Source organism: Silicimonas algicola, assembly GCF_003970735.1.
GTDB classification, from domain to species: Bacteria; Pseudomonadota; Alphaproteobacteria; order Rhodobacterales; family Rhodobacteraceae; genus Silicimonas; species Silicimonas algicola.
In genome coordinates, this window is record NZ_CP034588.1 from 3,399,194 (window position 1) to 3,423,460 (window position 24,267).

27 protein-coding genes are annotated in these 24,267 nt (G+C 63.6%); 17 read left to right on the plus strand and 10 right to left on the minus strand.

Annotation, left to right across the window (positions count from 1 at the left end; genetic code table 11):
* Nucleotides 1-930, minus strand: a complete 930-nt coding sequence (locus tag EF888_RS16650) for a ketopantoate reductase family protein (protein WP_109759748.1) — start codon at nt 928-930, stop codon at nt 1-3.
* Nucleotides 931-1,082: 152 nt separating this feature from the next.
* Here EF888_RS16650 and ccoN point away from each other — a divergent pair, with 152 nt between their 5' ends.
* The 8 genes from ccoN to ccoS all read left to right on the plus strand — a co-directional run bounded on the left by ccoN (nt 1,083) and on the right by ccoS (nt 8,865).
* Nucleotides 1,083-2,684 carry a cytochrome-c oxidase, cbb3-type subunit I gene (ccoN, locus tag EF888_RS16655; protein ID WP_109759747.1) on the plus strand — a complete coding sequence of 534 codons (1,602 nt, stop codon included), beginning with the start codon at nt 1,083-1,085 and terminating at the stop codon, nt 2,682-2,684.
* Nucleotides 2,685-2,693: 9 nt separating this feature from the next.
* Nucleotides 2,694-3,518: a cytochrome-c oxidase, cbb3-type subunit II gene (ccoO, locus tag EF888_RS16660; RefSeq protein WP_109759746.1), complete on the plus strand. Its 825-nt coding sequence runs from the start codon at nt 2,694-2,696 to the stop codon at nt 3,516-3,518.
* 13 nt (nt 3,519-3,531) lie between these two features.
* On the plus strand, nt 3,532-3,711 hold the full coding sequence (locus EF888_RS16665; RefSeq protein ID WP_109759745.1) for a cbb3-type cytochrome c oxidase subunit 3: 180 nt from the start codon (nt 3,532-3,534) through the stop codon (nt 3,709-3,711).
* Entirely contained in the window at nt 3,708-4,580 is an 873-nt protein-coding gene (gene ccoP, locus EF888_RS16670) for a cytochrome-c oxidase, cbb3-type subunit III (protein ID WP_420902636.1), read from the plus strand. The genes EF888_RS16665 and ccoP (EF888_RS16670) overlap by 4 nt, the downstream gene beginning before the upstream one ends.
* Before the next feature lie 167 nt (nt 4,581-4,747).
* Nucleotides 4,748-6,157: a cytochrome c oxidase accessory protein CcoG gene (gene ccoG, locus EF888_RS16675; protein ID WP_109759744.1), complete on the plus strand. Its 1,410-nt coding sequence runs from the start codon at nt 4,748-4,750 to the stop codon at nt 6,155-6,157.
* A gap of 4 nt (nt 6,158-6,161) precedes the next feature.
* Entirely contained in the window at nt 6,162-6,617 is a 456-nt protein-coding gene (locus EF888_RS16680; RefSeq protein WP_109759743.1) for a FixH family protein, read from the plus strand.
* Nucleotides 6,614-8,731 carry a heavy metal translocating P-type ATPase gene (locus EF888_RS16685; RefSeq protein ID WP_109759742.1) on the plus strand — a complete coding sequence of 706 codons (2,118 nt, stop codon included), beginning with the start codon at nt 6,614-6,616 and terminating at the stop codon, nt 8,729-8,731. The genes EF888_RS16680 and EF888_RS16685 overlap by 4 nt, the downstream gene beginning before the upstream one ends.
* On the plus strand, nt 8,728-8,865 hold the full coding sequence (ccoS, locus tag EF888_RS16690) for a cbb3-type cytochrome oxidase assembly protein CcoS (protein WP_109759741.1): 138 nt from the start codon (nt 8,728-8,730) through the stop codon (nt 8,863-8,865). The genes EF888_RS16685 and ccoS overlap by 4 nt, the downstream gene beginning before the upstream one ends.
* Here ccoS and rpe read toward each other — a convergent pair.
* From rpe to EF888_RS16705, 3 genes are all read right to left on the minus strand, one after another.
* Nucleotides 8,862-9,557, minus strand: a complete 696-nt coding sequence (gene rpe, locus EF888_RS16695; RefSeq protein ID WP_109759740.1) for a ribulose-phosphate 3-epimerase — start codon at nt 9,555-9,557, stop codon at nt 8,862-8,864. The genes ccoS and rpe overlap by 4 nt on opposite strands.
* A gap of 88 nt (nt 9,558-9,645) precedes the next feature.
* The gene (locus EF888_RS16700) at nt 9,646-10,077 is read right to left on the minus strand and encodes a helix-turn-helix domain-containing protein (RefSeq protein ID WP_109759739.1); all 432 of its coding nucleotides are present in this window, start codon (nt 10,075-10,077) and stop codon (nt 9,646-9,648) included.
* Nucleotides 10,077-10,517 (minus strand): Lrp/AsnC family transcriptional regulator, encoded by a 441-nt coding sequence (locus tag EF888_RS16705; protein WP_241239708.1) that lies wholly within the window; start codon nt 10,515-10,517, stop codon nt 10,077-10,079. The genes EF888_RS16700 and EF888_RS16705 overlap by 1 nt, the downstream gene beginning before the upstream one ends.
* 195 nt (nt 10,518-10,712) lie before the next feature.
* Between EF888_RS16705 and EF888_RS16710 the strand changes: the two genes are divergently transcribed.
* From EF888_RS16710 to EF888_RS16725, 4 genes are read left to right on the plus strand one after another with little or no spacing between them, the layout of a single operon-like run.
* Nucleotides 10,713-11,468 (plus strand): YqcI/YcgG family protein, encoded by a 756-nt coding sequence (locus EF888_RS16710; protein ID WP_109759737.1) that lies wholly within the window; start codon nt 10,713-10,715, stop codon nt 11,466-11,468.
* The gene (locus EF888_RS16715; RefSeq protein ID WP_241239709.1) at nt 11,465-11,821 is read left to right on the plus strand and encodes a cupin domain-containing protein; all 357 of its coding nucleotides are present in this window, start codon (nt 11,465-11,467) and stop codon (nt 11,819-11,821) included. Before EF888_RS16710 ends, EF888_RS16715 begins: the two co-directional genes overlap by 4 nt.
* On the plus strand, nt 11,814-13,085 hold the full coding sequence (locus tag EF888_RS16720; protein WP_109759736.1) for an APC family permease: 1,272 nt from the start codon (nt 11,814-11,816) through the stop codon (nt 13,083-13,085). The genes EF888_RS16715 and EF888_RS16720 overlap by 8 nt, the downstream gene beginning before the upstream one ends.
* The gene (locus EF888_RS16725; RefSeq protein ID WP_109759735.1) at nt 13,082-13,378 is read left to right on the plus strand and encodes a hypothetical protein; all 297 of its coding nucleotides are present in this window, start codon (nt 13,082-13,084) and stop codon (nt 13,376-13,378) included. The genes EF888_RS16720 and EF888_RS16725 overlap by 4 nt, the downstream gene beginning before the upstream one ends.
* A gap of 107 nt (nt 13,379-13,485) precedes the next feature.
* On the opposite strand, the gene tsaA is transcribed toward EF888_RS16725, so the two are convergent.
* The gene (gene tsaA, locus EF888_RS16730) at nt 13,486-14,010 is read right to left on the minus strand and encodes a tRNA (N6-threonylcarbamoyladenosine(37)-N6)-methyltransferase TrmO (protein ID WP_109759734.1); all 525 of its coding nucleotides are present in this window, start codon (nt 14,008-14,010) and stop codon (nt 13,486-13,488) included.
* A 238-nt stretch (nt 14,011-14,248) separates the two neighbouring features.
* Between tsaA and EF888_RS16735 the strand changes: the two genes are divergently transcribed.
* Nucleotides 14,249-14,878 (plus strand): sulfotransferase family 2 domain-containing protein, encoded by a 630-nt coding sequence (locus EF888_RS16735; protein WP_109759733.1) that lies wholly within the window; start codon nt 14,249-14,251, stop codon nt 14,876-14,878.
* A 366-nt stretch (nt 14,879-15,244) separates the two neighbouring features.
* On the opposite strand, the gene EF888_RS16740 is transcribed toward EF888_RS16735, so the two are convergent.
* A complete protein-coding gene (locus EF888_RS16740; RefSeq protein WP_164721739.1) occupies nt 15,245-16,216 on the minus strand; it encodes a phosphatase PAP2 family protein in 972 nt (323 codons plus the stop codon).
* Nucleotides 16,217-17,589: 1,373 nt separating this feature from the next.
* On the opposite strand from EF888_RS16740, the gene EF888_RS16750 reads away from it, so the two are divergent.
* From EF888_RS16750 to EF888_RS22650, 4 genes are all read left to right on the plus strand, one after another.
* Nucleotides 17,590-19,068: a site-specific DNA-methyltransferase gene (locus EF888_RS16750; RefSeq protein ID WP_164721740.1), complete on the plus strand. Its 1,479-nt coding sequence runs from the start codon at nt 17,590-17,592 to the stop codon at nt 19,066-19,068.
* On the plus strand, nt 19,065-19,472 hold the full coding sequence (locus EF888_RS16755; RefSeq protein ID WP_109759730.1) for a DUF5681 domain-containing protein: 408 nt from the start codon (nt 19,065-19,067) through the stop codon (nt 19,470-19,472). Before EF888_RS16750 ends, EF888_RS16755 begins: the two co-directional genes overlap by 4 nt.
* On the plus strand, nt 19,465-20,907 hold the full coding sequence (locus tag EF888_RS16760; protein WP_109759729.1) for a phage terminase large subunit family protein: 1,443 nt from the start codon (nt 19,465-19,467) through the stop codon (nt 20,905-20,907). Before EF888_RS16755 ends, EF888_RS16760 begins: the two co-directional genes overlap by 8 nt.
* A 735-nt stretch (nt 20,908-21,642) precedes the next feature.
* Nucleotides 21,643-22,038, plus strand: a complete 396-nt coding sequence (locus tag EF888_RS22650; RefSeq protein WP_420902674.1) for a hypothetical protein — start codon at nt 21,643-21,645, stop codon at nt 22,036-22,038.
* Between the two features lie 147 nt (nt 22,039-22,185).
* On the opposite strand, the gene EF888_RS16770 is transcribed toward EF888_RS22650, so the two are convergent.
* From EF888_RS16770 to EF888_RS16780, 4 genes are read right to left on the minus strand one after another with little or no spacing between them, the layout of a single operon-like run.
* Nucleotides 22,186-23,064, minus strand: coding sequence for a DUF2189 domain-containing protein (locus EF888_RS16770; protein WP_241239711.1), 879 nt, complete (start codon nt 23,062-23,064; stop codon nt 22,186-22,188).
* The gene (locus EF888_RS21945; RefSeq protein ID WP_164721741.1) at nt 23,061-23,231 is read right to left on the minus strand and encodes a hypothetical protein; all 171 of its coding nucleotides are present in this window, start codon (nt 23,229-23,231) and stop codon (nt 23,061-23,063) included. The genes EF888_RS16770 and EF888_RS21945 overlap by 4 nt, the downstream gene beginning before the upstream one ends.
* A complete protein-coding gene (gene ccoP / locus EF888_RS16775; protein WP_109759725.1) occupies nt 23,228-24,106 on the minus strand; it encodes a cytochrome-c oxidase, cbb3-type subunit III in 879 nt (292 codons plus the stop codon). The genes EF888_RS21945 and ccoP (EF888_RS16775) overlap by 4 nt, the downstream gene beginning before the upstream one ends.
* The gene (locus tag EF888_RS16780) at nt 24,097-24,267 is read right to left on the minus strand and encodes a cbb3-type cytochrome c oxidase subunit 3 (protein ID WP_109759724.1); all 171 of its coding nucleotides are present in this window, start codon (nt 24,265-24,267) and stop codon (nt 24,097-24,099) included. The genes ccoP (EF888_RS16775) and EF888_RS16780 overlap by 10 nt, the downstream gene beginning before the upstream one ends.

Below are 24,267 nucleotides of genomic sequence, written 5' to 3' on the forward strand. Positions count from 1 at the left end.
CTAGGCTGCCGGGTTGCCCTGCGCATAAGGCATCAAGGCCCCGACGACGACCTCATGCGCCGGCGTGTCGATACCCAAGGCGCGCCCGCGCCGGACGACCTCTCCCGAAAGCCACGGCAGCTCGAGCCGCTTGCCGCGCCGCAGGTCGTCCAGCATCGAGGCATGCATCGTGGGAGGTGCTTCGCGGAGAAGGAAGTCGAGCGCCTTCGCGGCCGCATCCTCACCGACCGAGGGATGTGTCGCGCGGGCAACCTGGAAGGTCTCGTCCACGAGCCGTCGCAGGAGGTCGAGCGTCTCTGGCGTCTCGCGGATCGGACCGATGTCGAGACGGGTGAGCGTCGTGATGGCCGAGTTGGCGGCCATCATCACGAACTTCTGCCAGAGCAGCGCCCAGATATCTTCCGACACCTGCGCGTCGAGACCGGCAGACGTGAAGGCCGTCCGGATGTCGCGCGCCCCCGGCATGGCCTCGGCCTCCCAGGGACCGAACACGATGCGATGGAAGGCGGCGGAATGGCGTATCACGCCGGGCGCCCTGATGTCGGCGGGCATGTAGACGGCCCCCGGCAGGACCGCCGAGCGACCGACCGCTTCGGCGAGGATCGGCTGCGCCGAGACACCGTTCTGCGCCGTGATGACCAGGGTTTCCGGCCTCATTACGGGCTTGAGGGACCGGGCGGCCGCCTCGGCGTCGTAGGTCTTGACCATGAACAGAACGAGGTCCGCAGGTCCCGCCTCCCGCGGGTCGGCGACCGCGTGGACGCGAGGCAGACGGATGTCGCCAAGCGGGCTCTCGACGCGCAACCCGTCCGCCTGCATGGCGGCGAGGTGCTCTCCCCGCGCGACATAGGCGACATCGTGGCCGGCCTCCTGAAGACGCGCGCCGAAATAGCCACCGAGGGCGCCTGCGCCAAGGACCATCACCTTCATTCCCGCTCTCCCCTGCCGGTCTTACAAGTTTCTTCGTTGCGGCCCTACCGCTTGACTTGAGTCAAGGTAGCCGACCCGCCCCGCTGCAAGAAGACACCATCCGGAAAACCGCGCGAGGATTCTGCGCGGAACTAAGCAAGGGACTGGAACGCATGTGGGACGTCGTCAAAGTCATCCTCTATGGCCTGACTGCGCTGTTGGCGGCACTGGCCGCGAACTGGGCGCGGGACCTGGCCTTTCAGGTCCACGCGATCATCGTGATGGTGATTGCGGCGGGCATGTTGATCTACGAGATCAGGCGTCTCGGTGAGCCGCGCTTCGTCGCGGACCGCGGCCTCTACATGGATGACGTGGTGCGCGCGGGCGTGATCGCCACGGCCTTCTGGGGCATCGCGGGCTTTCTCGTCGGCGTCATCATCGCTCTTCAGCTCGCCTTCCCGTCGCTGAACCTCGAATTCGCCCAACCCTTCCTGAACTTCGGACGGCTGCGGCCGCTGCACACCTCGGCGGTGATCTTCGCCTTCGGGGGCAATGCGCTGATCATGTCGTCGTTCTACATCGTCCAGCGCACGAGCGGCGTCCGGCTCTGGGGCGGCAACCTGGGATGGTTCGTCTTCTGGGGCTATCAGATTTTCATCGTTCTCGCCGCGACCGGCTATGTTCTCGGCGCGACACAGTCGAAGGAATACGCCGAGCCCGAGTGGTACGTCGACATCTGGCTGACGGTCGTGTGGGTCGCCTTCCTGGTGGCATTCCTCGGCACACTCGCGATCCGGAAAGAGCGGCACATCTACGTCGCCAACTGGTTCCTTCTTTCCTTCATCGTCACCGTGGCGATGCTGCACATCGTCAACAACCTGTCGATCCCGGTGTCGATCTTCGGCTCGAAGTCGGTACAGGTCTTCTCGGGCGTGCAGGACGCCATGACGCAGTGGTGGTACGGCCACAACGCGGTGGGCTTCTTCCTGACAGCCGGCTTCCTCGGCATGATGTACTACTTCGTGCCGAAGCAGGCCGAACGCCCGATCTTCAGCTACAAGCTCTCGATCATCCACTTCTGGGCGCTGATCTTCCTCTATATCTGGGCCGGTCCGCACCACCTGCACTATACCGCCCTGCCCGACTGGGCTGCGACCCTCGGCATGGTGTTCAGCGTGATCCTGTGGATGCCGTCGTGGGGCGGCATGATCAACGGCCTGATGACCCTGAACGGCGCTTGGGACAAACTGCGCACCGACCCGATCATCCGGATGTTCGTCATCAGCCTCGCCTTCTACGGCATGTCGACCTTCGAAGGTCCCATGATGTCGATCAAGGCGGTCAACTCGCTGTCGCACTACACGGACTGGACCATCGGTCACGTCCATTCGGGCGCGCTTGGCTGGAACGGCATGATCACCTTCGGCGCGCTCTACTTCCTCGTGCCGCGTCTGTGGCAGCGCGAAAGGATGTACTCAATGGCCGCGATCAACTGGCACTTCTGGCTCGCGACGCTCGGCATCGTTCTCTACGCGTCCTCGATGTGGGTAACGGGGATCATGGAGGGCCTGATGTGGCGCGAAGTGGATGCGCAGGGCTTCCTGGTCAACAGCTTCGCCGACACGGTCAGCGCCAAGTTCCCGATGTACGTCATCCGGGCTCTCGGCGGTGTGCTGTACCTGTCGGGCGCGCTGGTCATGGTCTGGAACATGTGGATGACGATCCGGGGCGCGGCACGGGTGTCGAACGCCGTCCCCGCAGTTCCGGCGGAATGAGGTAGAACAATGGCTAAGAATCCAAGCATCCCCGACTCCGAGAGCGATCCGAAGGTTTCGACCCTCTCGGACCTGCCGAACGAGATCCCGAACGAGCTTCCGCCCGAGACAGGTCTCATCAACCGCCACGCGATCCTCGAGAAGAGCCCGACACTTCTCTTCATTTTCTCGTTCCTCGTGGTCACCATCGGCGGCATCGTCGAGATCGCGCCGCTCTTCTACCTCGAGAACACCATCGAGGACGTCGAGGGCGTGAGGCCCTACACCCCGCTCGAACTCGCAGGACGCGACATCTACGTCCGCGAGGGCTGCTATGTCTGCCACAGCCAGATGATCCGCCCGATGCGGGACGAGGTCGAGCGCTACGGCCACTACAGCCTGGCGGCGGAGTCGAAGTACGACCACCCCTTCCAGTGGGGCTCGAAGCGGACGGGGCCGGACCTCGCCCGCGTCGGCGGCCGGTATTCCGACGCCTGGCATGTCGACCACCTGAACGACCCGCAGTCCGTCGTCCCGGAAAGCGTCATGCCGAAGTACTCCTTCCTGGGCCGGACGCGGATCAACGGCTCGATGATCGCCGACACGATGGAGGTCCACAGCATGGTGGGTGTTCCGTACTCGGACGAGATGCTGACAGAGGCCCGCGCAGACTTCACGGCGCAGGCCAACCCGGATGCCGACACCGACGGACTTCTGGAACGCTATCCGGGCGCGGTCGTGTCGAACTTCGACGGCAGCCCGAATTTGACCGAGATGGACGCCCTCGTCGCCTATCTCCAGGTGCTCGGCACGATGGTCGACTTCTCGACCTTCGAGCCGGTCGCGAACAGGTAAGGAGACGCTCGACATGGACACCTATTCGATCCTGCGCGCCTTCGCCGACAGCTGGGTCCTTCTGGCGATGGCGCTCTTCTACCTGGGCGCCATTCTCTGGGCCTTCCGACCTGGCAGCCGCAAGACGCATGACGACATAGCGGGCATCCCGCTGAGGAACGATCGGCCGATCGTGGCCAAGGACGGAGAATGACGATGGCCGACGGCAAGAAGAAAGACGAAGTGACGGGTATCGAGACCACAGGGCACGAGTGGGACGGCATCCAGGAGTTGAACAATCCGCTGCCGCGCTGGTGGCTGTGGACCTTCTACCTGACGATCATCTGGGGCATCGGCTATACCATCGCCTATCCCGCCTGGCCTCTGGTAAGCGGCGCGACAGCGGGTGTCCTCGGCTATTCGACCCGCGCCGAGGTGGCTGCAGAGATCCAGCGCTTCGAGGATCAGAACGCGGCGGTGTCCGCGACACTGGCGAGCAGCGATCTTGCGTTGCTGTCGCCGTCCGATCCGGCGCATCAGTTCGGCGTCGCAGGCGGCGCGTCGATATTCCGCGCCAACTGCTCGCAGTGCCACGGCGCTGGCGCCGCGGGGGCGAAGGGCTATCCCAACCTCCTCGACGACGACTGGCTGTGGGGAGGCGATCTGGAGGCCATCCAGACGACCGTCGCGCACGGCATCCGCAACGAAACCGACCCCGACGCCCGCTGGTCCGAGATGCCGGCCTTCGGAGACATCCTCTCGGAGGAGGAGATTGTCGCTACTGCGCATCATGTCCTGTCGCTCTCTGACGGGGACCACGACGCAGCACTTGCGGCCGAAGGCGCGACCCTCTTCGCCGACAACTGCGCCGCCTGCCACATGGACGACGGAACCGGCGACCGCCAGCAGGGCGCGCCAAACCTCTCGGATGCGATCTGGCTTTATGGCGGCGACCTCGACACCGTGGTTACGACCATCACCAACGCGCGCTTCGGCGTCATGCCGGCCTGGGGCCAGCGCCTCAGCCTGGCCGACGTCAAGGCCGTGACGCTGTACGTTCACCAGCTTGGGGGCGGGGAGTAGCAACCTCCCGTCTTCGAGACCGGGCCCGAGCGCGCAATCGCGCGAGCCCGGCACCCCGGTTCCGGCACCTGTTCGCACACAAGCCGGAACCGGGGACCCTTGATGCAGGTCAAGGCCGCTTTCCCCCGGTCCACTAGAACCGGACTTGCGAACAGGACGAAACACCCATGAGTCTCCAAGGCCAATCCCTCTACGCGGCGCGCGAGCCGATCTTTCCCCGCCGCGTGTCGGGCCGCTTCCGCTCGCTGAAGTGGTGGCTGATGGCGCTGACGCTCGGCATCTACTACGTGACCCCCTGGATCAGGTGGGACCGCGGCCCCAACCTGCCCGATCAGGCGGTTCTGATCGACCTCGCCGGACGGCGCTTCTATTTCTTCTGGATCGAGATCTGGCCGCACGAGTTCTATTTCGTCGCAGGCCTCCTCATCATGGCCGGCCTCGGGCTTTTCCTCTTCACCTCGGCGCTTGGCCGCGTCTGGTGCGGCTACGCCTGCCCCCAGACCGTCTGGACCGACCTCTTCATCCTCGTTGAGAGATGGGTCGAGGGTGACCGCAACGCGCGGGTGAGGCTGTTGAACGCACCCTGGTCGGCGACGAAGGCACGGCTACGCCTGACCAAGTGGACGCTCTGGCTCCTGATCGCCATCGCGACGGGTGGCGCCTGGGTCTTCTACTTCGCCGACGCCCCGACGCTCTTGCGCGACCTCGTGACGTTCGACGCACCGCCCGTCGCCTATTCGACGATCTTCATCCTCGCCACCATCACGTTCATCTTCGGCGGCTTCATGCGCGAGCAGGTGTGCATCTACATGTGTCCCTGGCCACGCATCCAGGCCGCGATGATGGACGACGACACGCTGACCGTGGCCTACCGGGAATGGCGCGGCGAACCGCGCGGCAAGGGCAAGAACCGCGATGGACTGGGTGACTGCATCGACTGCAACGCCTGCGTCAACGTCTGCCCGATGGGCATCGACATCCGGGACGGCCAGCAGCTGGCCTGCATAACCTGCGCGCTCTGCATCGACGCCTGCGATGACGTGATGGAGAAGATCGGCAAGCCGCGCGGTCTTATCGACTACCTCGCCCTTTCGGACGCCCCGCGCGAGGCCGCCGGCATGCCGCCGCGACCCGTCTGGCAGCACGTTTTCCGCACCCGGACACTGGTCTACACCGCGGCCTGGTCGCTGATCGGCGTCGCCCTCCTGTATGCGCTCTTCGTTCGCGCCGACATCGACGTGAACGTCACGCAGGTCCGCAATCCGCAATTCGTCACGCTGTCCGATGGCTCTGTCCGGAACGCCTATGATTTCCGCCTGCGCAACATGCACGGCGAAGACCGGCCCTTCCGCATCCACGTCACCGGCGACCCCACCATCCGGGCCGCGCTCGAGGGCACGGTCTACGAGTCGGTCGAGGTTCCGGCAAACGAGACGCTCCAGCAGCGCGTCTATGTCACCGCTCCGCAGTCCTCGGACCCCGCGTCGGACGAGCATACCGAGATCCGCTTCTGGATCGAAGACCTCGTCTCGGGCGAGCGGGTCTACCACGACAGCATCTTCACAGGGAGGGGATGATCCCATGGTGCAGGAAATCACCGGCCGCCACGTCGCAGCCATGTTCGGGGCCGCCTTCTCGGTCATCATCGGCGTGAACGTTCTTCTCGCGACAAAGGCGATCTCGACCTTCCCCGGTCTCGAGGTGAAGAATTCCTATGTCGCAAGCCAGACCTTCGACGCCGACCGTGCCTCGCAAGAGGCGCTTGGCTGGACGGTGGATGCACGCATCGAGGATGGACGGCTGCGGCTGGCGTTCGCAGACAGGATCCGCGCTATCGAGCCGATCATCACCAAGGCGCTTCTCGGCCGCGCAACGCATGTGAACGAAGACCGGACGCCCGACTTTCGCTTCGATGGCACGGCCTTCGTCGCCGGTGTCCCCGACCTCGGCCCCGGCAAATGGACGCTTCGGCTCGAGGCCGTAGCCACTGACGGCACGGTCTTCCGCAAGCTCCTCCATCTTGAGGTCGCCGGATGACCGTCGCCGCCTGCCCCGCCTGTTCCGGCGCCGCGCCGGTCGCCGAAAGCGTGGCGGCGCGCGGCATGCCCACCCATCACCTCGTCCTGCCGAACATTCACTGCGCAAGCTGTATCCGCACGGTCGAGGACACCCTGCGCGCCCAGCCCGGCATCCGCGACGCAAGGGTGAACCTGACGCTGAAACGCGCTGCCATCACCGCAACGCCGAACGCCGACCCCACGCCCTGGATCACCGCGCTCTCCCGCGCAGGGCACGAGGCCTATGAGTCCGACACTGCACCCGACCGAGACGCCGCCGGACGCGACCTGATCCTTCGCCTTGGCGTGGCGGGCTTCGCGATGATGAACGTGATGCTCCTGTCGGTCGCAGTCTGGTCGGGCGCAGCCGACGCCACGCGAGACCTCTTCCACTGGATCAGCGCCATGATCGCGCTGCCCGCTGCGCTTTTCGCCGCGCAGCCGTTCTTCCGTAATGCCTGGTCCGCGTTGAGAGCCGCGCGTCTCAACATGGACGTGCCGATCTCGCTCGCCATCCTTCTCGCCTGCGGCATGTCTCTTTTCGAGACGATGGAGGGCGGCGACCACGCCTACTTCGACGCCGCGCTCTCGCTGACCTTCTTCCTCCTCGCGGGCCGTGTCCTGGACGCCCGGATGCGCCGAGCCGCGCGCTCGGCCGCCCATGACCTCGCCGCACTCGAGCCATCGCGCGTGACGCGCATCGAGGCTGGCGAGCGGGTGAACCGTCCCCTGACGGACGTTGCCGCGGGGGATACCCTCTGGCTGCCCGCAGGCGCCCGCCTGCCCGTCGACGCCGAGCTTCTGGACGACAGCGCACGGATCGACCGAAGCCTCGTGACCGGCGAAAGCGATCCCGTGACCCGGTTCCGGGGCGCGGGGCTGGTGGCGGGCGATGTGACCCTGACCGGCCCGATCACCGTCCGCGCGACGGCCGTCGGCGAGGACACGACCCTGCGGCGCATGGCCCGCCTCGTCGCGGTCGCCGAGGCGGCGCGCACCCGCTATACCGGCCTCGCAGACCGCGCGGCGGCGATCTATGCGCCCGCCGTTCATCTGATCGCCTTCGCGGCCTTCATCGGGTGGACCTGGGCAACCGGCGATGTCCGGCATGCGCTCAACGTCGCGGTAGCGACCCTCATCATCACCTGCCCCTGCGCGCTGGGCCTCGCCGTCCCTGCCGTGGCGACCGCGGCGACGGGCTCCCTGTTCCGGCGCGGAATGCTTGTCACCTCGGACACGGCGCTGGAACGGCTCGCGGGGATCGACACGGTCGTCTTCGACAAGACCGGCACCCTGACGCGAGCGACACTGACCCCGCCGGAGAGTCTTCCGCGCGAGGCGGAAGGCATCCTCGCTGCGCTCGCGGCGGCCTCGGAGCACCCTCTGTCCCGAAGCCTCGTCACGGCGCTCGCAGGTGTCCGGCCCGCCGCGATCTCCGATGTGCGCGAGGAAGCCGGATTTGGCATCCACGCAATCTGGTCCGGCCGACCCGCCTTCCTGGGACGAGGCGGCGACGGCGAGACGGTGCTGCGCATCGGCTCGAAGGATTGGCCGATGCAACGGAGCGAAAGCCTTCTGCCAGACGCCCGCGCCACGCTCGACGCGCTGCGATCGAAGGGCCTCGATGTCCGCATCCTGACCGGGGACCGCGCCGACAAGGCCGCACGCACCGCCGAGGCGCTCGGCGTCGACACGGTGGAGGCCGAGATGACGCCCGACCGGAAACAGGCCTACGTCGCCGCCCTCCAAGCCGAGGGCCGAAAGGTTCTGATGGTGGGCGACGGGCTGAACGACACCGCAGCCCTCGCCGCCGCCGACGCCTCGATCGCTCCGGGCAGTGCGCTGGAGGCAAGCCGCAACGCCGCGGACGTGATCCTGACCGGAACGGGCCTCTCCCGCATCGGAGACGCGCTGTCCATGGCGAAAGCGTCGCGCAGCCGCATCCTCGAGAACTTCGGGCTCGCGGCCGCCTACAACGCCGTCGCCATCCCCCTGGCCCTCGCCGGTCTCGCCACGCCACTTTGGGCGGCGCTCGCGATGTCGGCGAGCTCGGTCACCGTCATCCTGAATGCCCTTCGCGTGAGGCGCGCATGAACATCCTCGTGATCCTTGTCCCCTGCTCGCTGATCCTGGGTCTGGGCGCTTTGGTGGCCTTCATCTGGACCATCCGGCATGACCAGTACGACGACCCCGACGGCGACGCCTGGCGGATCATCGACCGCGACTAGGCCGCGCGCGACACCGCCTCGGCCGCCGCGCGGATTGCGCGGATGTTGTCGCCGTAGGGCGACGGATCGCCAACCGAACCGCCCTTGAAGACAGCCGATCCCGCGACCAGCACGTCCGCTCCCGCCGCGACGACGAGGGGCGCCGTCCGGGGGTCGACGCCGCCATCGACCTCGATGTGCACCGGGCGGTCCCCGATCATCTGACGCAGGCGACGGACCTTCCCCGTCATGTCGAGGAACTTCTGCCCCCCAAACCCCGGGTTCACTGTCATCACACAGACCATGTCGGCAAGGTCCAGCAAGTGCTCCACGGCCCCGGCCGGCGTGCCGGGGTTCAACGCCACGCCTGCCTTCATCCCAGCGGCCCTGATCGCCTGAAGCGTGCGGTGCGGGTGAGGCCCCGCCTCGATATGCGCGGTCAGGATGTCGGCGCCGGCCTCCGCGAAGGCCTCGATGTAGGGATCGACGGGCGCGATCATCAGGTGGACGTCCATCACGGTGGTGACGTGCTTGCGAAAGGCCTTCACCGCGGGCGGACCGAACGTCAGGTTCGGGACGAAGTGCCCGTCCATCACGTCGACATGGATCCAGTCCGCGCCCTGGTCCTCGACCGCGCGGATCTCGCGCCCGAAGTCGGCGAAGTCGGCGGACAGGATGGACGGCGCGATCTTCACGCGGCGGTCGAAGGTCATCGGTCGCAGGGTCCCCTTGGGCTGGTCGCGCCATTGTCCGTCAAATGCGCTGCCTGCGCAACGCCGCCGGACCGCGACACGGTGGCGTTCAGGTCGCCACGCCCGCGCTTTTGGTGCGCTTGTCGCCATCCCGCTGCGCCAGGGTCGCTGCGGTCACGAGGTGAGAGATCGCGTCGATCAGCTCAGGCCTGTCGCAATCGGCCAAAGCGCGCACAAGCTGACGTCCTCGGTTCGTGGCGAGAAACTCGATCCCCGGAGCCGATCCCGCAGTCGTCGCCTCGCCGAATTCCAGGCGACGCTCCAGTTCCGACATCAGCGCCTGTGCGGAATGGCCGAGAGCCCGGCACAGTCCCATGAGCCGAGGAATGGAGAGCCGGTTCATCCCGGTCTCATAGCCTTCGAGCTGCATCGGTGTGATCCGGGCGGCGCGCGCAAGCTCGACCTGCGTCATGCCGCGCGCCACGCGGTGCATCCGCACCAGCGCACCCAGTTCCCGGTCGATTCCCTTTTCGCTCTGCATCACGAGACAAGCTCTCCGTCCCGCGTGATGACGTATCCCTCAGGCGCCGTTTCGTGGATCCCCGAGATGCGCTCGCACCAGGTCTTGAGAACCATCGCGGTGCTCAGCGACGCCACCTCCGGATGGCGGGCCAGCCGGTCTCGAAGATCCTCGATCATGGTCTGGTCGGCCGCCTCGACCAGAACCCGCATGTCCGTGGACCCCGACGTCGACCAGGCCGAGACAAGCTCGCTCCACCCGGAAATCGAGGCGAAGACCTTGCCGCAGACGTTGCGCCTGAGACGCACGTCGAACATGGCGCGCACGCCGCCGGCACGAGCGGCATGGGTCGGCTCGATCTCGACGGTGAAGCGGCGGATGACGTTTCCGCGCACCAGCTTGTCGACGTGATGGCGCACCGTCGGGCGCGAAAGCCCCACGATTGCCGCAATCTCCGTCAATGATCTACGACTGTTCTCCCGAAGAAGCTCCAGGATCATTCGATCTGTGGGACTCAACCTCATGACGGGCGTTCCTCCTCCCTTGCAACTTATTGGCGTTTTTCTCCGAAACGAAGAGAAAAATCCCTTTTGAAAGGTGAAATCTTCTCCGGAACATTGAATCCTTTACCGAAACGGAAGGAACCAGGGGCTGCGATGACCAAACTTTTCACCAAATCGGAGGTTCGGGAAAGCTTTCCGAACTCCAGCTGGCAAGGCATTCTCTTCGCCGAGTTCGAAGCGACGCTCACCAGCAAGTCACGGCCCTTTCCCTGTGTATTCGGGGTGACCGGCCAGAAGGCGGACCAGCTTCGTTATGCCTTTCTCGACCCGCTGACGCCAGAGACCGTGGCGCCCGTGCTGAAGGACTATTTGGCGAATGCGCGGGATTTCGGGCGCATGACCTCGATGGTCATCTTCGGACGCCCCGGCCCCGTTCAGGCGATCGAAAGCTACCGCGCCCGATTCTGGGACCTTCTGGACGGTCTCGCACGCCTCGACGAGGCCGACCGCCCCGACGGGTTCTCGGAACATCTCGACAGCGACCGCTGGGAGTTCTGCTTCGCCGGCGAGCCGATCTTCGTAGTCTGCAACACGCCAGCCCACGTCCTGCGGCAAAGCCGCCGGTCGACGTCGTTCATGATAACCTTCCAGCCGAGGTGGGTGTTCGACGGCATCACCGACAGCGACGACCCGGCCATGCTGCGGGCCCTGACCGAGGTCCGGCGCCGCCTTGCCGACTTCGACGCGCTCGATCCCGCACCCTTCCTCGGCAGCTTCGGCGCCGAGGGCAACCGCGAGTTCCAGCAGTATTTCCTGGGCGACACGAACGAAACGCCGACCTGCCCGTTTCACGCCCTCGGCGCGGTCAGGACAGACGAACGCAAGGAAGAGAAAGGAAAAGTGGCATGAACCAGCTCGCCCCATTCGACCCGACAGAGACCGACTTCCGCATCTTCTCGATGAATACGGACGTCTCGGACATCTGGCCCCTGATCCAGAAGCTTCTTCCCGATCAGGGTTGCATCGAGGTCCAGCGCGACGTTCCCGGCAAGGAACACGCCTGGCACCAGCACGACTGCGACGAGACCCTCGTGATCCTGCAGGGCCGGGTGCGCTTTTACTGGGACAACGGCGAAAAAAGCTGCGGCCCGGGCACGGTGATCTCGCTTCCGGCGGGCACCCGGCACGGCTCCGTGGCCCTGGAAAGCGGCGCGACCTACCTGATCGCCTTCCAGGCGGCCAGGCTCAGCCATCATGACTGACCTGAAGAAGTCCATCGGTCTGTGGCGCGGCACCAGCATGATGCTCAACATCGTGCTGGGGGCCGGGCTTCTGACGCTGCCCGGTCTCGCCGCGCAAGCGGCGGGCACCGGCGCGCTTTCGATCTGGATCGCCTGCGCCCTTGCGACGCTGCCGCTTCTGGCGGTCTTCGCCATCCTCGGACGGTCCTATCCGGACTCGGGGGGAATCGCGACCTTCCTCCAGCGCGCCTTCGGCGACTTCGGCTATGTCCCCGCGACCTTCCTTCTGTTCGGAGCGGTCTCGGTCGGTCTGCCGTCCATCGCGCTCGCCGGAGGTCACTACGCCGCCTCGGCGTTCGGAGGGTCAGTCTACGCCTACGCCTCGGTCCTGATCCTTGGCGCGATGGCCGCGAACCTGGCGTCGGCCGAGATCGCGGGGCGCATCAACACCGTCATCGCGTCGTCGCTGGTCCTTGTCCTGATCGCGATGGCGGTCGTGGGCTGGATGACCGTCAAGCCGACCCCGGCGGTCCTGGACGGCTTCTTTCAGCCGGCGCTCGACCTCGAAACCTTCGGGTTGGCCTTCATGATGGTCTTCTTCGCCTTCACGGGCTGGGAGGTCGCCTCGACCCTCGGCGGAGAGTTCCGCAATCCCGAACGCGACCTTCCCCTCGCCATCGGCCTGTCGTTCGTCATCGCCGTGGTCCTCTACCTGACGCTCGCCGTCATCGTGGCGGCGGCGGGACCCGAGGCTGCGGTCGAAGCGCCCTTCACCGCCATCCTGGGCCGGGCGCTCGGGGCCGGTGCGTCGCAGGCGGTGGCCCTGATCGCCGTGCTGATGATCTTCGCGAACCTTTCGGCGGCCATCTGGGCCGTGTCACGCATGGTCTACTCCGCCTCGCGTGAGGAGATCCTGCCCGAAAGCCTGTCGCGCCTGAACGGTGGCGTGCCGCTGAACGCGGTGTTGCTGACCGTAGGCGTCCTCCTGACCGTCGTCGGTCTGGTCAGCCTGGGTTTCGCGCATTTGTCGGGACTTCTGGCCAGCGCGGGTCTGAACCTCCTCCTTCTCTACGGAGGTGGAGCGGCGGCGCTGTTCGTCCTCGCGAAGAAGCCGTCGCATCGCGTGCTGGCCGGCATCGCCACCGCACTCGTGGCGCTTCTCATCGCGGGCCGGGGTCTCGGCGCGCTTCAGTATCCGGCGATCCTGATCGTCGCCGGGGCGGCTGTCGCCGTTGTTCGGGGCCGGGGTCCGCGGCAACGCATGTTCGGAAGGAAGCCATCGTGACGAGACGCTTCAAGAAGGAATCCGACGCGACGCTGTCTCTGGTCAGGGCCCGCCTGACGCAGACCATCGCGACGATGAACGACACCGAGATCGCGCTGGTACTGTCCTTCGCCGACCAGGTCGTCGCGTGCTACGACCCTGATGCGATTTCGGACTTCCTGGAATTCCGCAGCGACGCGACGCTCGCCAGCATCCTGCAACTCGCAGCGGCCCTCGACGACGAGGGCCGCGAGCAACTCCTATACTCTGCCGAGGACTTCTTCGATCAAAGGAACCACCGCACAGAAGAATGACCTCGGCGCCGCCGTCCCGGTCCACCCCCCAGCAAGCGATCGGGACGGCGCGTCTTTCGAGGGACGGCGAAGCGGCGGGCGACAAGCCCGCCGCACGTCCCCACACCTCACGGGGCTTCACCCTCCCCGGATTTCGGCGGCGCCTTGGGGCTGAACGCGCAGCGGTCCGGTTTGATGTCGACAAGGGGCGTGCCGTCAAGGCAATCCAGTCCCCGCACGACGACGGTCCCGTTCTCGATCCGAACCAGCCTCACCAGGGACGTCCCGATCGGATTCGGCCTGACGGGAGACCGCAAAGCAAAAGTGCCAACCGTGCGGCCGTCGCTTTTGGGGCTTTGCAGAACGAGGTCGCGTCGGCTTCGGTCGAGCCAGTAAAGCACCTCGATCATCGGATACTCTTCGAGACCCTGAAGCGCGTCGTGCCAGACCGGATCGAGCACCAGCCGGCACTCCGGACCGTCCGGCCGGCCTTGCCGCGGGCAGGCATCGCGGTGAACCCAGGGCGTGCGAATGACGCCGATGAAACGCAGAGCCGCGTCGGATGCCGGCGGAAGCTTCACCGCCCGTTCGTTCCTCCGCAGGTCGGTCGCCGCGCTCTCGCTCGCAGGCACGTCGTTCGCGTCGTGGCTCATCTTTGCTACCTCGGTCGGCACCGCCCTGATACTGACGCGAACCTCCGCCCGAAGCCAGCATGTCAACGCGAGGTCGAGGTCGTGCAGAAGGGATGCCCTCCCTCCCGCAACCGAGCCCGTACAAGCTTGATAAAGGACGCCGCTTGTGGTCCCTGTGCAAGGACGCGCGGACCCACGCCCCGGAGGCCCATGCTAACTTTCGCCACCACAACCCAGGGGACGACACGGGGCGCCGTCGATGATCGATCCTCAGAACCGCTTCATCTTCATACATATCCCGAAGAGCGCCGGACAAAGCATATCCACGGCCCTCCGGCATCACGCCCTGACCCCTCGCCAACGCCTCCTGCAGACCCTCATGCGGCGTCTGCGGAGGAAAACGAAACACGATCGCTACGGACTTTACCGAGGCGGATGGCATGGAACCGCTCGAGAGGTTCGCGAGGCCGTCGGCGCCGAAACCTTCGAAGGCGCCTACAAGTTCGCCTTCGTCCGCAACCCGTGGGACCGGATGCTGTCGCTATACCGCTTCGAGCAGCTGGAACCGAAGCGGTGTCATTACGAAGTGTCGAAGTCGACGGACCTTGAAGGATATCTCCACTACCTCGCATCGGTCGGCTCTCCGACTCAGGAATCCTACCTGGTCGACGACCAGGGCGACCTGCTTGTCGATTACGTCGGACGCTTTGAGACGCTCGAGAACGATTTCGCGCTGGTCTGTGACGAGCTTGGGATGACGGAACGCCTGCCGCACAAGAACAGCTCGGGACGCGGAGACTTTCGGGCGCGCTTTACCCCGAAGGCCGTCGATCTCGTCGCCGAGATGTTCGCCGCCGACATCGACCGTTTCGGCTACCGTTTCGAATGACGGGTTTCCGATAGGCCAGAGCTTCTTCCGGTCGCAATGGAAGAGCAGTTCGGCATACCTCTTCCCGAGAGGTTGACCATCTGCGGTGCGTCCAGGGGCAAATAGGTACTTCGGGTGGGCCAGGAGGCGCGTCGGGGCACGGCTCGATCAGGGGGATGATCAGGCCATGTCGCTTGGTCCTCGGCCTGCAGGCAAGACCGGCGCAGTCTGGCCGTAAGTGCATATTTCGAGACTCAACGCGCTCCGTCTGCAGAAGCGCTGGACGCAACAGAGGTTGGTCGAAAACGGAGTGAAGCTCGCGAACGCACGCCGTCTCGATGCCTTCGCGTCGGCGCTGGGCGTCCGCGGGGAGAGCCTGTTCAACCCCTAGTTTCTTTCTTCGACCAAATATCGGGCCGTGACCCAACACGCCCAGGCGATTGCCGCACCAAGATACCCATCTATCGCATAGTGCCAGCCGAGGTGCACCGACCCGATGAGGATCGCAAGTGCGAACCCCCACATGAGCCAAGCTGCCCATCGTGCGTAAGTCGTCGCGTAGAATGCCATCAGGACAGACGTAGCGACGTGCATTGAGGGCATCGCCGAGATACCTGCAAGTTCACCGTCACCCACGTGCCCGTGCCACAGGCCTTCTTGTACCGAGAGCGCCCAGACCGGCGAAATCTCGTTCATGGCGCGCAGGTGCTGCATGAGCGGCTCGAACTCGGATCCGAGGCCAAGGCGCTCGTAGTAGACCGGTCCGGCAGATGAGAAGACCAGCGCAATGGCGTTGCCTCCCACGGCGAAAGTCAGCAAGAGACCGACAAGGAAAGCTTGGGAAAGCTTGTCGTCGGTTCGTGCGAAGCAGGCGACGAAGGTTACGAAATAGATGACGAAGAACCAGGCGTGATACGCTACGTTCAGCGCCGTCGTGGCGGTCGGTGAGCCGAACAGCCATAGAGACAGGCGATAGGGGTCAACGCCGAAGTGCAACAGCCGGTCGACCCGCATGAACGTATGGTCCCACGCGAACGGTTGGATGACGCTGATCATCTCCTTGAGGTATCCGGACGCGCCCACAAACAAACAGATGAGCACTAGCTTGACTGCACCTCCCAACAGCCGGTGAAAGTCCAGCGCCAGTGACTTGATCGAAGACAGCAGATCATGGATGGGGGCTTCGGATTGATGGACGGCGCCGAGGAGAACCACCTTGCGCACTACCAAAATCCACAGAAACCAGGGGACGCAGAATGCCATGAGGATGGCGAGAAGCTGCCCCATCCCGGGATCAAAACGATAGGCTGAAAAGTTGGCCAGCATCCCGGCCACAGCAGTTTGTACTGCTATCAGCACGGGATATGCTAACGGGATCCCGAAACAGCAGCTTAAGTAATTGACATATTTTGGATACAAGACTTTAGGGGGCATCAGCATCCTTAACTTGTTCGATCTGCTATCGCGCAACTGTGGCCACAATACGACCCGGCGACGGTGGATGTGGCCGGGAGCGTCCCAACTCGTTCTTGAAGCTGAAGACAGCCGCGTTACGGCGTCTCGTACGTCCTGACCCTGCGCTGCAAGTCTCGCTCATTCCGGCACCCTCATCTGACCCGCACGCAATGCAGCGTTTCTGCTCTTCGGAGATGCCCCCCAAATAGATGCCGTAGGTTAACTTGTTCTGTGGGCGGGCGGACCTGTGCCCGACCAGGGACGCGGTGAAATGCTCCGGCACGCCGGTTCGCTCGCACTGGGTGATGAACGACCTCCGAGTGCTTTGGAACTCAGCGCCGGACCGCGACACGCCAGATCCTCGGGGAGCCTGGCGAAGGCCTTGGTGACAAGGCCCTGGCGCGAGAGGAAAAGGGCTACTGAACAGAGGATGCCTGGCTGGGGAGGCAGTCTGGAGCGATCCGGTCTGGGTAAATTCTTTTCCCTGAGAACAGGGAAAAGAACAGGGACGGAGGCAAAAAGACAGTCCTACGCCAGACCCGGGCACTCGGTGGGTATTTGAATGTCGCGACAGAGGCGCTCCCAACTCAGCGACTCTCGAGTCAGCCCTTGAGATTCGCCGACAGGTTTCGGACCCAATTAGCCCGCGTGGACCACTTGATGAATCAATGCGTGGAAACCATGAACAGTCAACGAGAAGAGACAGGCGTGCCAGAAGCATGCCGCAGCATGGCTCGCGTTTTTTTGGTGGTCGAGGCGAAGCGAAGTGGTCGAGAACTGCTGGTGCAGGTGGACTCACCCTCCCAGTATTTATGGTCAGAGGTGTCGCGCTCGATGCCGTAGAAAAAAACGTGGCAGCGGACGTCCTCTCAGCCAGTTCGTACCCTCCTGGGCCTGGCGAAGCTTCTGAGACCTGCGCCCACTTTCGTGGTGGATGGCGCTCCACAACCGACTTGGATGACTCTCCACAACCGATAGCTCCTGGTCCAGCGGCGCCAAACTTTGAGAGGTCGGTCCGCGAACTGTCGGAACGCATGTGGTGATATCCCAAGGCGAGGTGGTCCCAACGTTGTGAGCATCCGGCCATGCCCCCGTAGCCATCCAAACCGTTTGTCACTGGAATCAATGCTTTACAATGTTGACGTGCTTTCCGGCGGGGACTAAGAATCCAACTACAGCGAAGTGCAGGCCGAGGTTTCGGTGCTTCGTTGATTGCGATGGACGGCCCTACGTCGGCATTCCCATCTCGGCCTGGTCGACGCCTCATCGTGCCTTTCGTGAAACGCGAGGAGGCCGATATGGCGACTTCAAAGGCGCATCCTGCGCATCCGACGAACGACTCTAAACGCAATGACCTGCTGCTGGATCTGACCGTAGTTTGGCGATCCACTGCCGAGTTGACTGTCTCAGTCCATCAAGTTCGAAAACCCAGCGGCCGACAAGTTAAGAAGTGCGAGGCTTCTTTTCGGCAATTCGGATTCGTCACTCCCATCCTCATCACAGCGGAGGGCGAGATCGTCGATGGGCACACAAGGGCTGCAGCTGCAAAGAAATCGGGAATGAAAATGGTTCCCTGCATCGTGGTTGATCATCTCGACGAACGAAAGGTTCGCGCCCTCCGCATAGCCGTGAACAAGACCCAGGAGACTGGCACTTGGGACGTAGAGAAATTGGTCCTCGAACTGGCCTATCAGCTCGAGTTCGACACCGACCTAAGGGACCTTGGGTTTGATCCGCCGGAGCTCGAGTGCCTTTTCGAAGTCACTGTCGGCGCGCCGGATGACGCCGATCCGATAGACTCGTCAGACGGGGGCAGCAATGCAGAGAGCGAGGCTATCACCCGTGACGGGGATGTTTGGGGGCTCGGCCGTCATTTCATCGCATGCGGATCGGCGCGCGACCCGGAGCTTATCAAAAATTTGTTCCTAAAGCGTCGAGCCGACATCATTATTTCTGACCCCCCATACAACTTAAAGGTGAATGGACATGTCACAACAGCGACGAAAGGGTTCAAGGAATTCGCGGAGGCATCCGGTGAGATGTCATCGTCGGACTTCGCCGCGTTCCTCGCGGAGTTTCTCACCAATGCAAGTGCGGTCGTTAAACCGGGTGGGCTGCTCTACTGCTTTATGGACTGGCGCCACACCAGAGAGCTCCAGATCGCCCTCGACAAAGTCGGGTTCGATGACGTCAACCTCTGCGTCTGGGTCAAGCCCAATGGTGGTATGGGGTCTTTCTACCGTTCACGCCACGAGCTTGTGTTCGTGGCGAAGAAGCCTGGCGCGCCTCACACCAACAATGTGGAGCTCGGCATCCACGGCCGCAACCGGACGAATGTCTGGGAGTATGCTGGTGCGACCGGTGGTCTAGCTGACGGGGCCGACGACTTTACGGTCCATCCGACTGTAAAGCCGATCCGGCTTGTCGAGGACGCCCTCATTGACGCCTCCGCTGTCGGCGAGACTGTATTCGACCCATTTCTTGGCAGCGGGACTACGCTGCTTGCCGCGGAACGCACCAAACGCCGCTGTATCGGAATCGAGATTTCACCCCACTACGTGGATTCTGCCATCCGGCGCTGGGAGTTGATGACCGGAGTGGAGGCCGTTCATCTGCAGTCTGGTGCGACGTTCCGCGAAAGGGAGCAGGGCCTGCACATTCAGGTCGAAGCTGCGGAGGGCGAGGCACTGCACGAAGGAACCGTGCCCTCGACGCTGCCCCCTGCCCCGGCCGAACCGTCGGAGGGAAGCAAATGAGCGAAGACGAAGACGATTATGGCGTCGGGCGTGGCAGGCCGCCCCAGCACAGCCGGTTCAAGACGGGACAGTCGGGCAACCCGGGCGGCCGTCCCAAAGGTTCGAAGTCCTGGAAATCGGTCATCGAGGCCGAACTCTCAGGTGGCGTGAGCCTCAAGGAACAGGGCGTTGAGTTGAAGGTCACGAAGATGGAGGCCTTCGCGAAAAGGCTCGTTGCTGACGCCCTTGCTGGAAGCCCCCGGGCTCTGGGCGAGCTTCTCCGTCAGATCAATCTCCACCTGGGGGAGGCGTCTACTGCCTCATCCAGGGACCTCCCCGCCACAGAGGACGATGTCCGACTGCTACTGAAATACGCCGAGAAGGCGCTGCAACCACATTCCGCAAAGGAGAGGGACGATGACTGATCCAAAGAAAGCTGACGTCGAGGCCCTCCTGCGGCTTAGCTTCCGGGCCTTTCTTGAAATGGTCTTCAAGACCCTCCATCCAGAGAAAGAGTTTCAAGACAATTGGCACATCGAGGCGATCTGCCTCGCCCTGGAGTGCGTCGCGTCTGGTGACGTTCGCCGCCAGATGATCCACGTACCACCGCGAACGTTGAAGTCGATCATCGTCTCGGTAGCGTGGCCAGCGTTCCTCCTCGGACACGACCCCAGTCTCGAAATTTGGGTCGTGTCCAACAACCTCGATCTCGCAACTGAACTCGCAAACAAATTCCGCAAAGTCGTGGAGACGGACTGGTACAGAGATGCGTTCCCTACCTTGTCTGGAGCGCCGGCCAAGGACAACGAGCGGGTCTTCATAACGGAACAGGGAGGCAAGAGGGAGGCAATCTCGGTCAACGGGGCGGTCATCGGTAAAGGCGCAGATCTCATCATCATGGATGATCCTCTTGACGGATCCCAAGTCGCGTCTCAATCCGTCTGCGGCAAGGTCAATAGCTGGATCGACAACTCGCTTTCCAACCGACTAAACGATCCCGCGAAAAGCCCGATGGTCTTGGTTATGCAGAGGCTCTCGATTCACGACCCTGCGGCCCACCTGGCATCGCAAGAGCATTGGAACCGGCTTTCGCTGCCAGCGATAGCGGAAGAAGACATGCAGGTGCCCATCGGCCAGGGCGAGTTACACGCGTTCGAGCGGGGTGATCTCCTGGACCCGGCGCGACTCCCGAGAGACGTCCTTGCGGTTCAGCGCGCAAAAATGGGGGAGGCCAACTTCCTGGCGCAGTACCAACAGCGGCCGGTCCCCGCCGGCGGGGGTGAGATCGACATCAGCCTGTTCCAGCGGTATGATGTCTTGCCCAAGCCCTTCGACGTGCGTTTCCTTAGCGTCGATGCCGCGTCCGGTTCGCAATCGGGCTCGTACTCGGTCATCCAGGCGTTTCAGATGACCGATGAACGTCTCTATATGATGTGGAGTGTCCGCGGGTACTGGAGCTTCCCTCAACTCGTCAAGCACGTAGTTCAAGCCGAGAAGCACATCGATGCGGACTTCATCGCCATAGAGAAAGCGCATTCAGGACTGGCCCTTTTGGAAACCCTCTGGGATAGATATCCGTTGAATGTGAGACGAAAATTGTTGCAGCCTGTTGTGCCGAAGCTCTCGAAGGAAGACAGGATGGCCAAGGCCATGGTTCTTGTCGCTGATGAGAGAGTGCTTCTTCCAAAGGTCGCGCCTTGGCTAGACGTCTTGTTTCCAGAGTTGACTGAGTTCCCGGGAGGCACACATGACGATCAAGTGGATGCCCTCTCTCAAGGTATTCTGTTCTTCAATCTTCTCCTGAAGAGCCGGTATAATCCGCACCTTGATCGTAACATCAAAGTGCTGACTAGGTGGTAAAGTGATCGTGTGCAACCTTCGGCCAGGTTGGAGCAGCCAATCCCTCACTGGTCATTTTGCAGCGACAAAGGGATGCTGAAGGCTGCGCTCACGTCTGGGCGGAGATCTCAGGGCTGGTCTTGAAATACTGTCAAGGACTCGATTGGGGCTTCTCTAGACGCTAGGACCGACACCGTCGGAACTTCTGAAACCGCCTTGGACGATCTGGCTTTCCAACTTCCGGAATCACCGCCGCCCAATCCGCATCCACGAAGTCGCCGACGTAGAGGTCACCGGCACTGTCCTGCGCTATGCTGTGCGGAGACTGGAACTGGCCTGGGCCAAGCCCGGCGCCCTGCCCCGCGTCCAGCCTCGACAGTACGATAGGGCGCGAGTTCTCCAACGATGCAGTCGGGGCAACGTCGCCACCGAGCACCAGGTTCTTTACCACAGCGAAGGCGTAAGATGGGAGCGTAAGATCTGTGATCTCCTTCACCCCGAACGTATCGGTCAGGAGGAACTCGATCGGATTCGGCGAGAGCTTGGACCGTCGGCATACGAAGCCCAGTATCAGCAGTCCCCCACGCTCCCAGGCGGCAACATAATCAAGCTGCACTGGTTCAGGACGTACGAGGGCAAGACCGACCTGTCGAAGTACGAGGCCGTGGCGCAGAGCTGGGACACAGCGTCCGTCCCAGGCGTGGACAACGACTTTCGGTCTGCACGACGTGGGGTCTAATCAATCACGGGATACATCTGCTCGACGTTCACCGCGCTCAATACGACTATCCCGACCTGCGTCGCGTTGCCCGGGACCTGCGCAAGAAATGGAGACCGGCGCTTATAGTCGTCGAAAAGGCCGGCGTCGGAATTGCGCTGGGCAATGAACTCCTCAGGGACGGACTGAACGACGTCAAAGGCATGGTCGCTACTGGAGACAAGATCCAGCGCATGTCCATCCAGTGTGCGAAGATCGAGGGCGGCCAAGTATGGCTGCCGAAATCTGCTCCGTGGCTCGATGGGTACCTAAAGGAATTGGGGCTGTTCCCTCAAGGAAAGTATTTCGACCAGGTCGACAGCACCTCTCAAATCCTTAAGGCGATCGAGACGAGACCTCCGCAGCTTTGGACGCTAAGTCGCTACAGAAACTAGCGTCGGGTTCTGCTATGCTCAAACCATGGGGAACACCGGACCAAGGTGGCGCATTCGGCGCTGTCATCAGGTCCAGAGAATGTTGGCCCTGAGAGACCGTTCCATGGCTCCTGGACGCCAAGGCCCGCGCTTAGTTCTCCTGAGAGACTATGCCGGACGTATGAACATGCGCTCGCTCTCGCCTGTCTGCCGGTCGTCGGTCCGAATATTGCGGTAGGCGTGCCAGGTGGCGTGGCCAAGCACCGGGAAGACGAGGACCAGCCCGATGAACGCCGTCGCGACCGAAACCAGAAACAGCCCCATGACGGTCGCGCCCCAGGCCAGCATGACCGGCAGGTTCGCCCAGACCATCGCCATGCTGATGCCCATGGCCGAAAGGGCGTCGGCGCGCTCGGTGAGCAGCATCGGCACCGCGAATACACTTATCGCAAAGGCGAAGGCGGCGAACAGGGCGCCGACGACGCTGCCAGTCAGAAGCAGCGCCCAGCCGGTCGGTGTCAGGAACAGCATCGGGATCAGCTCGTCGGTCCCGGGAAAGGCGACCATGCCGAAGAAGAGCGCATAGATCAGGACCGCCGCCCTGAGCCACAGCAGAAACAGCCCCAGAAGCAAAACACCCATGAAGAGCGCCTGGTAGCCGGAGCGCGGCCGCACAAGGATCATGCCCGCCAGACCGACCTCTTCCCCAAGCTCCAGCCTGCGGCTCTTCTCATAGAGACCGTTCGCGATCAGAGGGCCTATGACCATGAACCCTGCAAGGGCCGGAAACAGAGCGTATTCGTAGCGGAACTGGAACAGTCCCCACACCACGAGGATCGAGAGCGCGAAGACGCCGGCGCCGTAGAGCAGGCTGGGGAGCGGGTTGGTCCAGAGGTCGGACCAGCCCGCGCGCAGCCAGTCGAAGGCGGTGCGCCACGGCAGGTTGCGTGCCCGCAGGTTTTGGCGTGGCAGCGGCGGGACAACCTTGGGGATCACGCCCGCGGCGTGGGGGTTGTCGGGAGGTGGAGGATCGGTACGGTCGCTCAACATGACGGCTTCGCCGGGCGGAGCGCGGCGCCTTTTCGTTGGGAAAGATCAAGAACGCAATCGGGCTGGGAACCGATGGCGACGGTGACGAGATGGGCGTTGGCGGCGACAAAGCCGATTACGAGCAGAGCAATGGAGGCCAGCGCGTATAGTCGCGTACGGATCATCTACCAGCCTCCTCTCCGAGGTCCTGGATGTAGAGGGTCAGCATCATGCGCTCGGCCGTCGTTAGCCGCCCCTCCCACGCCGGCATCCAGCCCTGCCGGCCGTTGTGGATTGTCTCGAACATCACCGCGTCGTCGCCCCCGTAGACCCAGGCGTCATCGGTCAGGTTGGGGGCGCCGAGGTCGCGGTTTCCGGCAGCGTCCTCGCCGTGACAGCTGGCGCAGTTTTCCGCGAACAGGATCTCCCCTTCGGCCAGACGCTCCTGCGTGGCCACCGTCTCGAGGCCCGAGAGAGACTGGACATAGTCGACCACAATACGAACCTGCGGTCGGGTGAGGATGTCGGTCTCGCCAAAGGCAGGCATCTGGGCCCAGCGGCTGTCGGGGTGCGGCGCGTTGATACCGACCCTCAGCGTCTCCATGATCGCCTCCGCCTCTCCGCCCCAAAGCCAGGCATTGTCGACGAGGCTGGGAAAGCCCGGACCACCGGCGGCGTCCGCTCCGTGGCACCCCGCACAGTTATCGCCAAAGAGCGAGGGCGCGGTTCGCGCCACATGAGACATCAGGGCGGCATCCTGCCGGACCTCCTCAGCCGGCAGCGTTGCGAGCGCCGTCGTCCAGTCCGTCCGGACGGCATAGGCTGCCGCCACCTGCCGCTCGACCCGCTCCTGGTCGTCATAGCCGAGAAGGCCCCTTGTGTAAGTCGTGACCAACGGCCAGGCAGGCATCAGCACCCAGTAGATTAGCGCCCAGACGTGAGTGATGCCGACCGCCCACCAAATCACCCGCGGCACGCGGGTGTTTAATTCCGTGATGCCGTTCCATTCGTGGCCGGTTGTCTCGTGGCCGGTGAGGGGATCGCGTTCTCTTACCGACATGGCCCGTCCTCGTCGTCGAGCAGGCTCTTTGCGGCCTTGTCGAAGCGTTTGCCCAGGCTCGGCCAGAAGGCGTAGGCGGTGATCCCCACCGAGAGAACGATCAGGTAGATCAAGCCGAAGGACTTGGCGAAGGTGGAAGTCGCCTCGTAAGTCAGGTCCAT

Bases quoted from the DNA above. Each gene is read 5' to 3' on its own strand.
- EF888_RS16780 (WP_109759724.1), bottom strand. From the start codon at position 24,267: ATGGACCTGACTTACGAGGCGACTTCCACCTTCGCCAAGTCCTTCGGC.
- EF888_RS16665 (WP_109759745.1), top strand. From the start codon at position 3,532: ATGGACACCTATTCGATCCTGCGCGCCTTCGCCGACAGCTGGGTCCTT.
- ccoO (WP_109759746.1), top strand. From the start codon at position 2,694: ATGGCTAAGAATCCAAGCATCCCCGACTCCGAGAGCGATCCGAAGGTT.
- EF888_RS16755 (WP_109759730.1), top strand. From the start codon at position 19,065: ATGAGCGAAGACGAAGACGATTATGGCGTCGGGCGTGGCAGGCCGCCC.
- EF888_RS16700 (WP_109759739.1), bottom strand. From the start codon at position 10,077: ATGCAGAGCGAAAAGGGAATCGACCGGGAACTGGGTGCGCTGGTGCGG.
- tsaA (WP_109759734.1), bottom strand. From the start codon at position 14,010: ATGAGCCACGACGCGAACGACGTGCCTGCGAGCGAGAGCGCGGCGACC.
- EF888_RS16710 (WP_109759737.1), top strand. From the start codon at position 10,713: ATGACCAAACTTTTCACCAAATCGGAGGTTCGGGAAAGCTTTCCGAAC.
- EF888_RS16720 (WP_109759736.1), top strand. From the start codon at position 11,814: ATGACTGACCTGAAGAAGTCCATCGGTCTGTGGCGCGGCACCAGCATG.
- ccoG (WP_109759744.1), top strand. From the start codon at position 4,748: ATGAGTCTCCAAGGCCAATCCCTCTACGCGGCGCGCGAGCCGATCTTT.
- ccoP (WP_420902636.1), top strand. From the start codon at position 3,708: ATGACGATGGCCGACGGCAAGAAGAAAGACGAAGTGACGGGTATCGAG.
- EF888_RS16760 (WP_109759729.1), top strand. From the start codon at position 19,465: ATGACTGATCCAAAGAAAGCTGACGTCGAGGCCCTCCTGCGGCTTAGC.
- EF888_RS16685 (WP_109759742.1), top strand. From the start codon at position 6,614: ATGACCGTCGCCGCCTGCCCCGCCTGTTCCGGCGCCGCGCCGGTCGCC.
- ccoN (WP_109759747.1), top strand. From the start codon at position 1,083: ATGTGGGACGTCGTCAAAGTCATCCTCTATGGCCTGACTGCGCTGTTG.
- EF888_RS16650 (WP_109759748.1), bottom strand. From the start codon at position 930: ATGAAGGTGATGGTCCTTGGCGCAGGCGCCCTCGGTGGCTATTTCGGC.
- EF888_RS21945 (WP_164721741.1), bottom strand. From the start codon at position 23,231: ATGATCCGTACGCGACTATACGCGCTGGCCTCCATTGCTCTGCTCGTA.
- ccoS (WP_109759741.1), top strand. From the start codon at position 8,728: ATGAACATCCTCGTGATCCTTGTCCCCTGCTCGCTGATCCTGGGTCTG.
- EF888_RS16735 (WP_109759733.1), top strand. From the start codon at position 14,249: ATGATCGATCCTCAGAACCGCTTCATCTTCATACATATCCCGAAGAGC.
- EF888_RS16715 (WP_241239709.1), top strand. From the start codon at position 11,465: ATGAACCAGCTCGCCCCATTCGACCCGACAGAGACCGACTTCCGCATC.
- rpe (WP_109759740.1), bottom strand. From the start codon at position 9,557: ATGACCTTCGACCGCCGCGTGAAGATCGCGCCGTCCATCCTGTCCGCC.
- EF888_RS16680 (WP_109759743.1), top strand. From the start codon at position 6,162: ATGGTGCAGGAAATCACCGGCCGCCACGTCGCAGCCATGTTCGGGGCC.
- ccoP (WP_109759725.1), bottom strand. From the start codon at position 24,106: ATGTCGGTAAGAGAACGCGATCCCCTCACCGGCCACGAGACAACCGGC.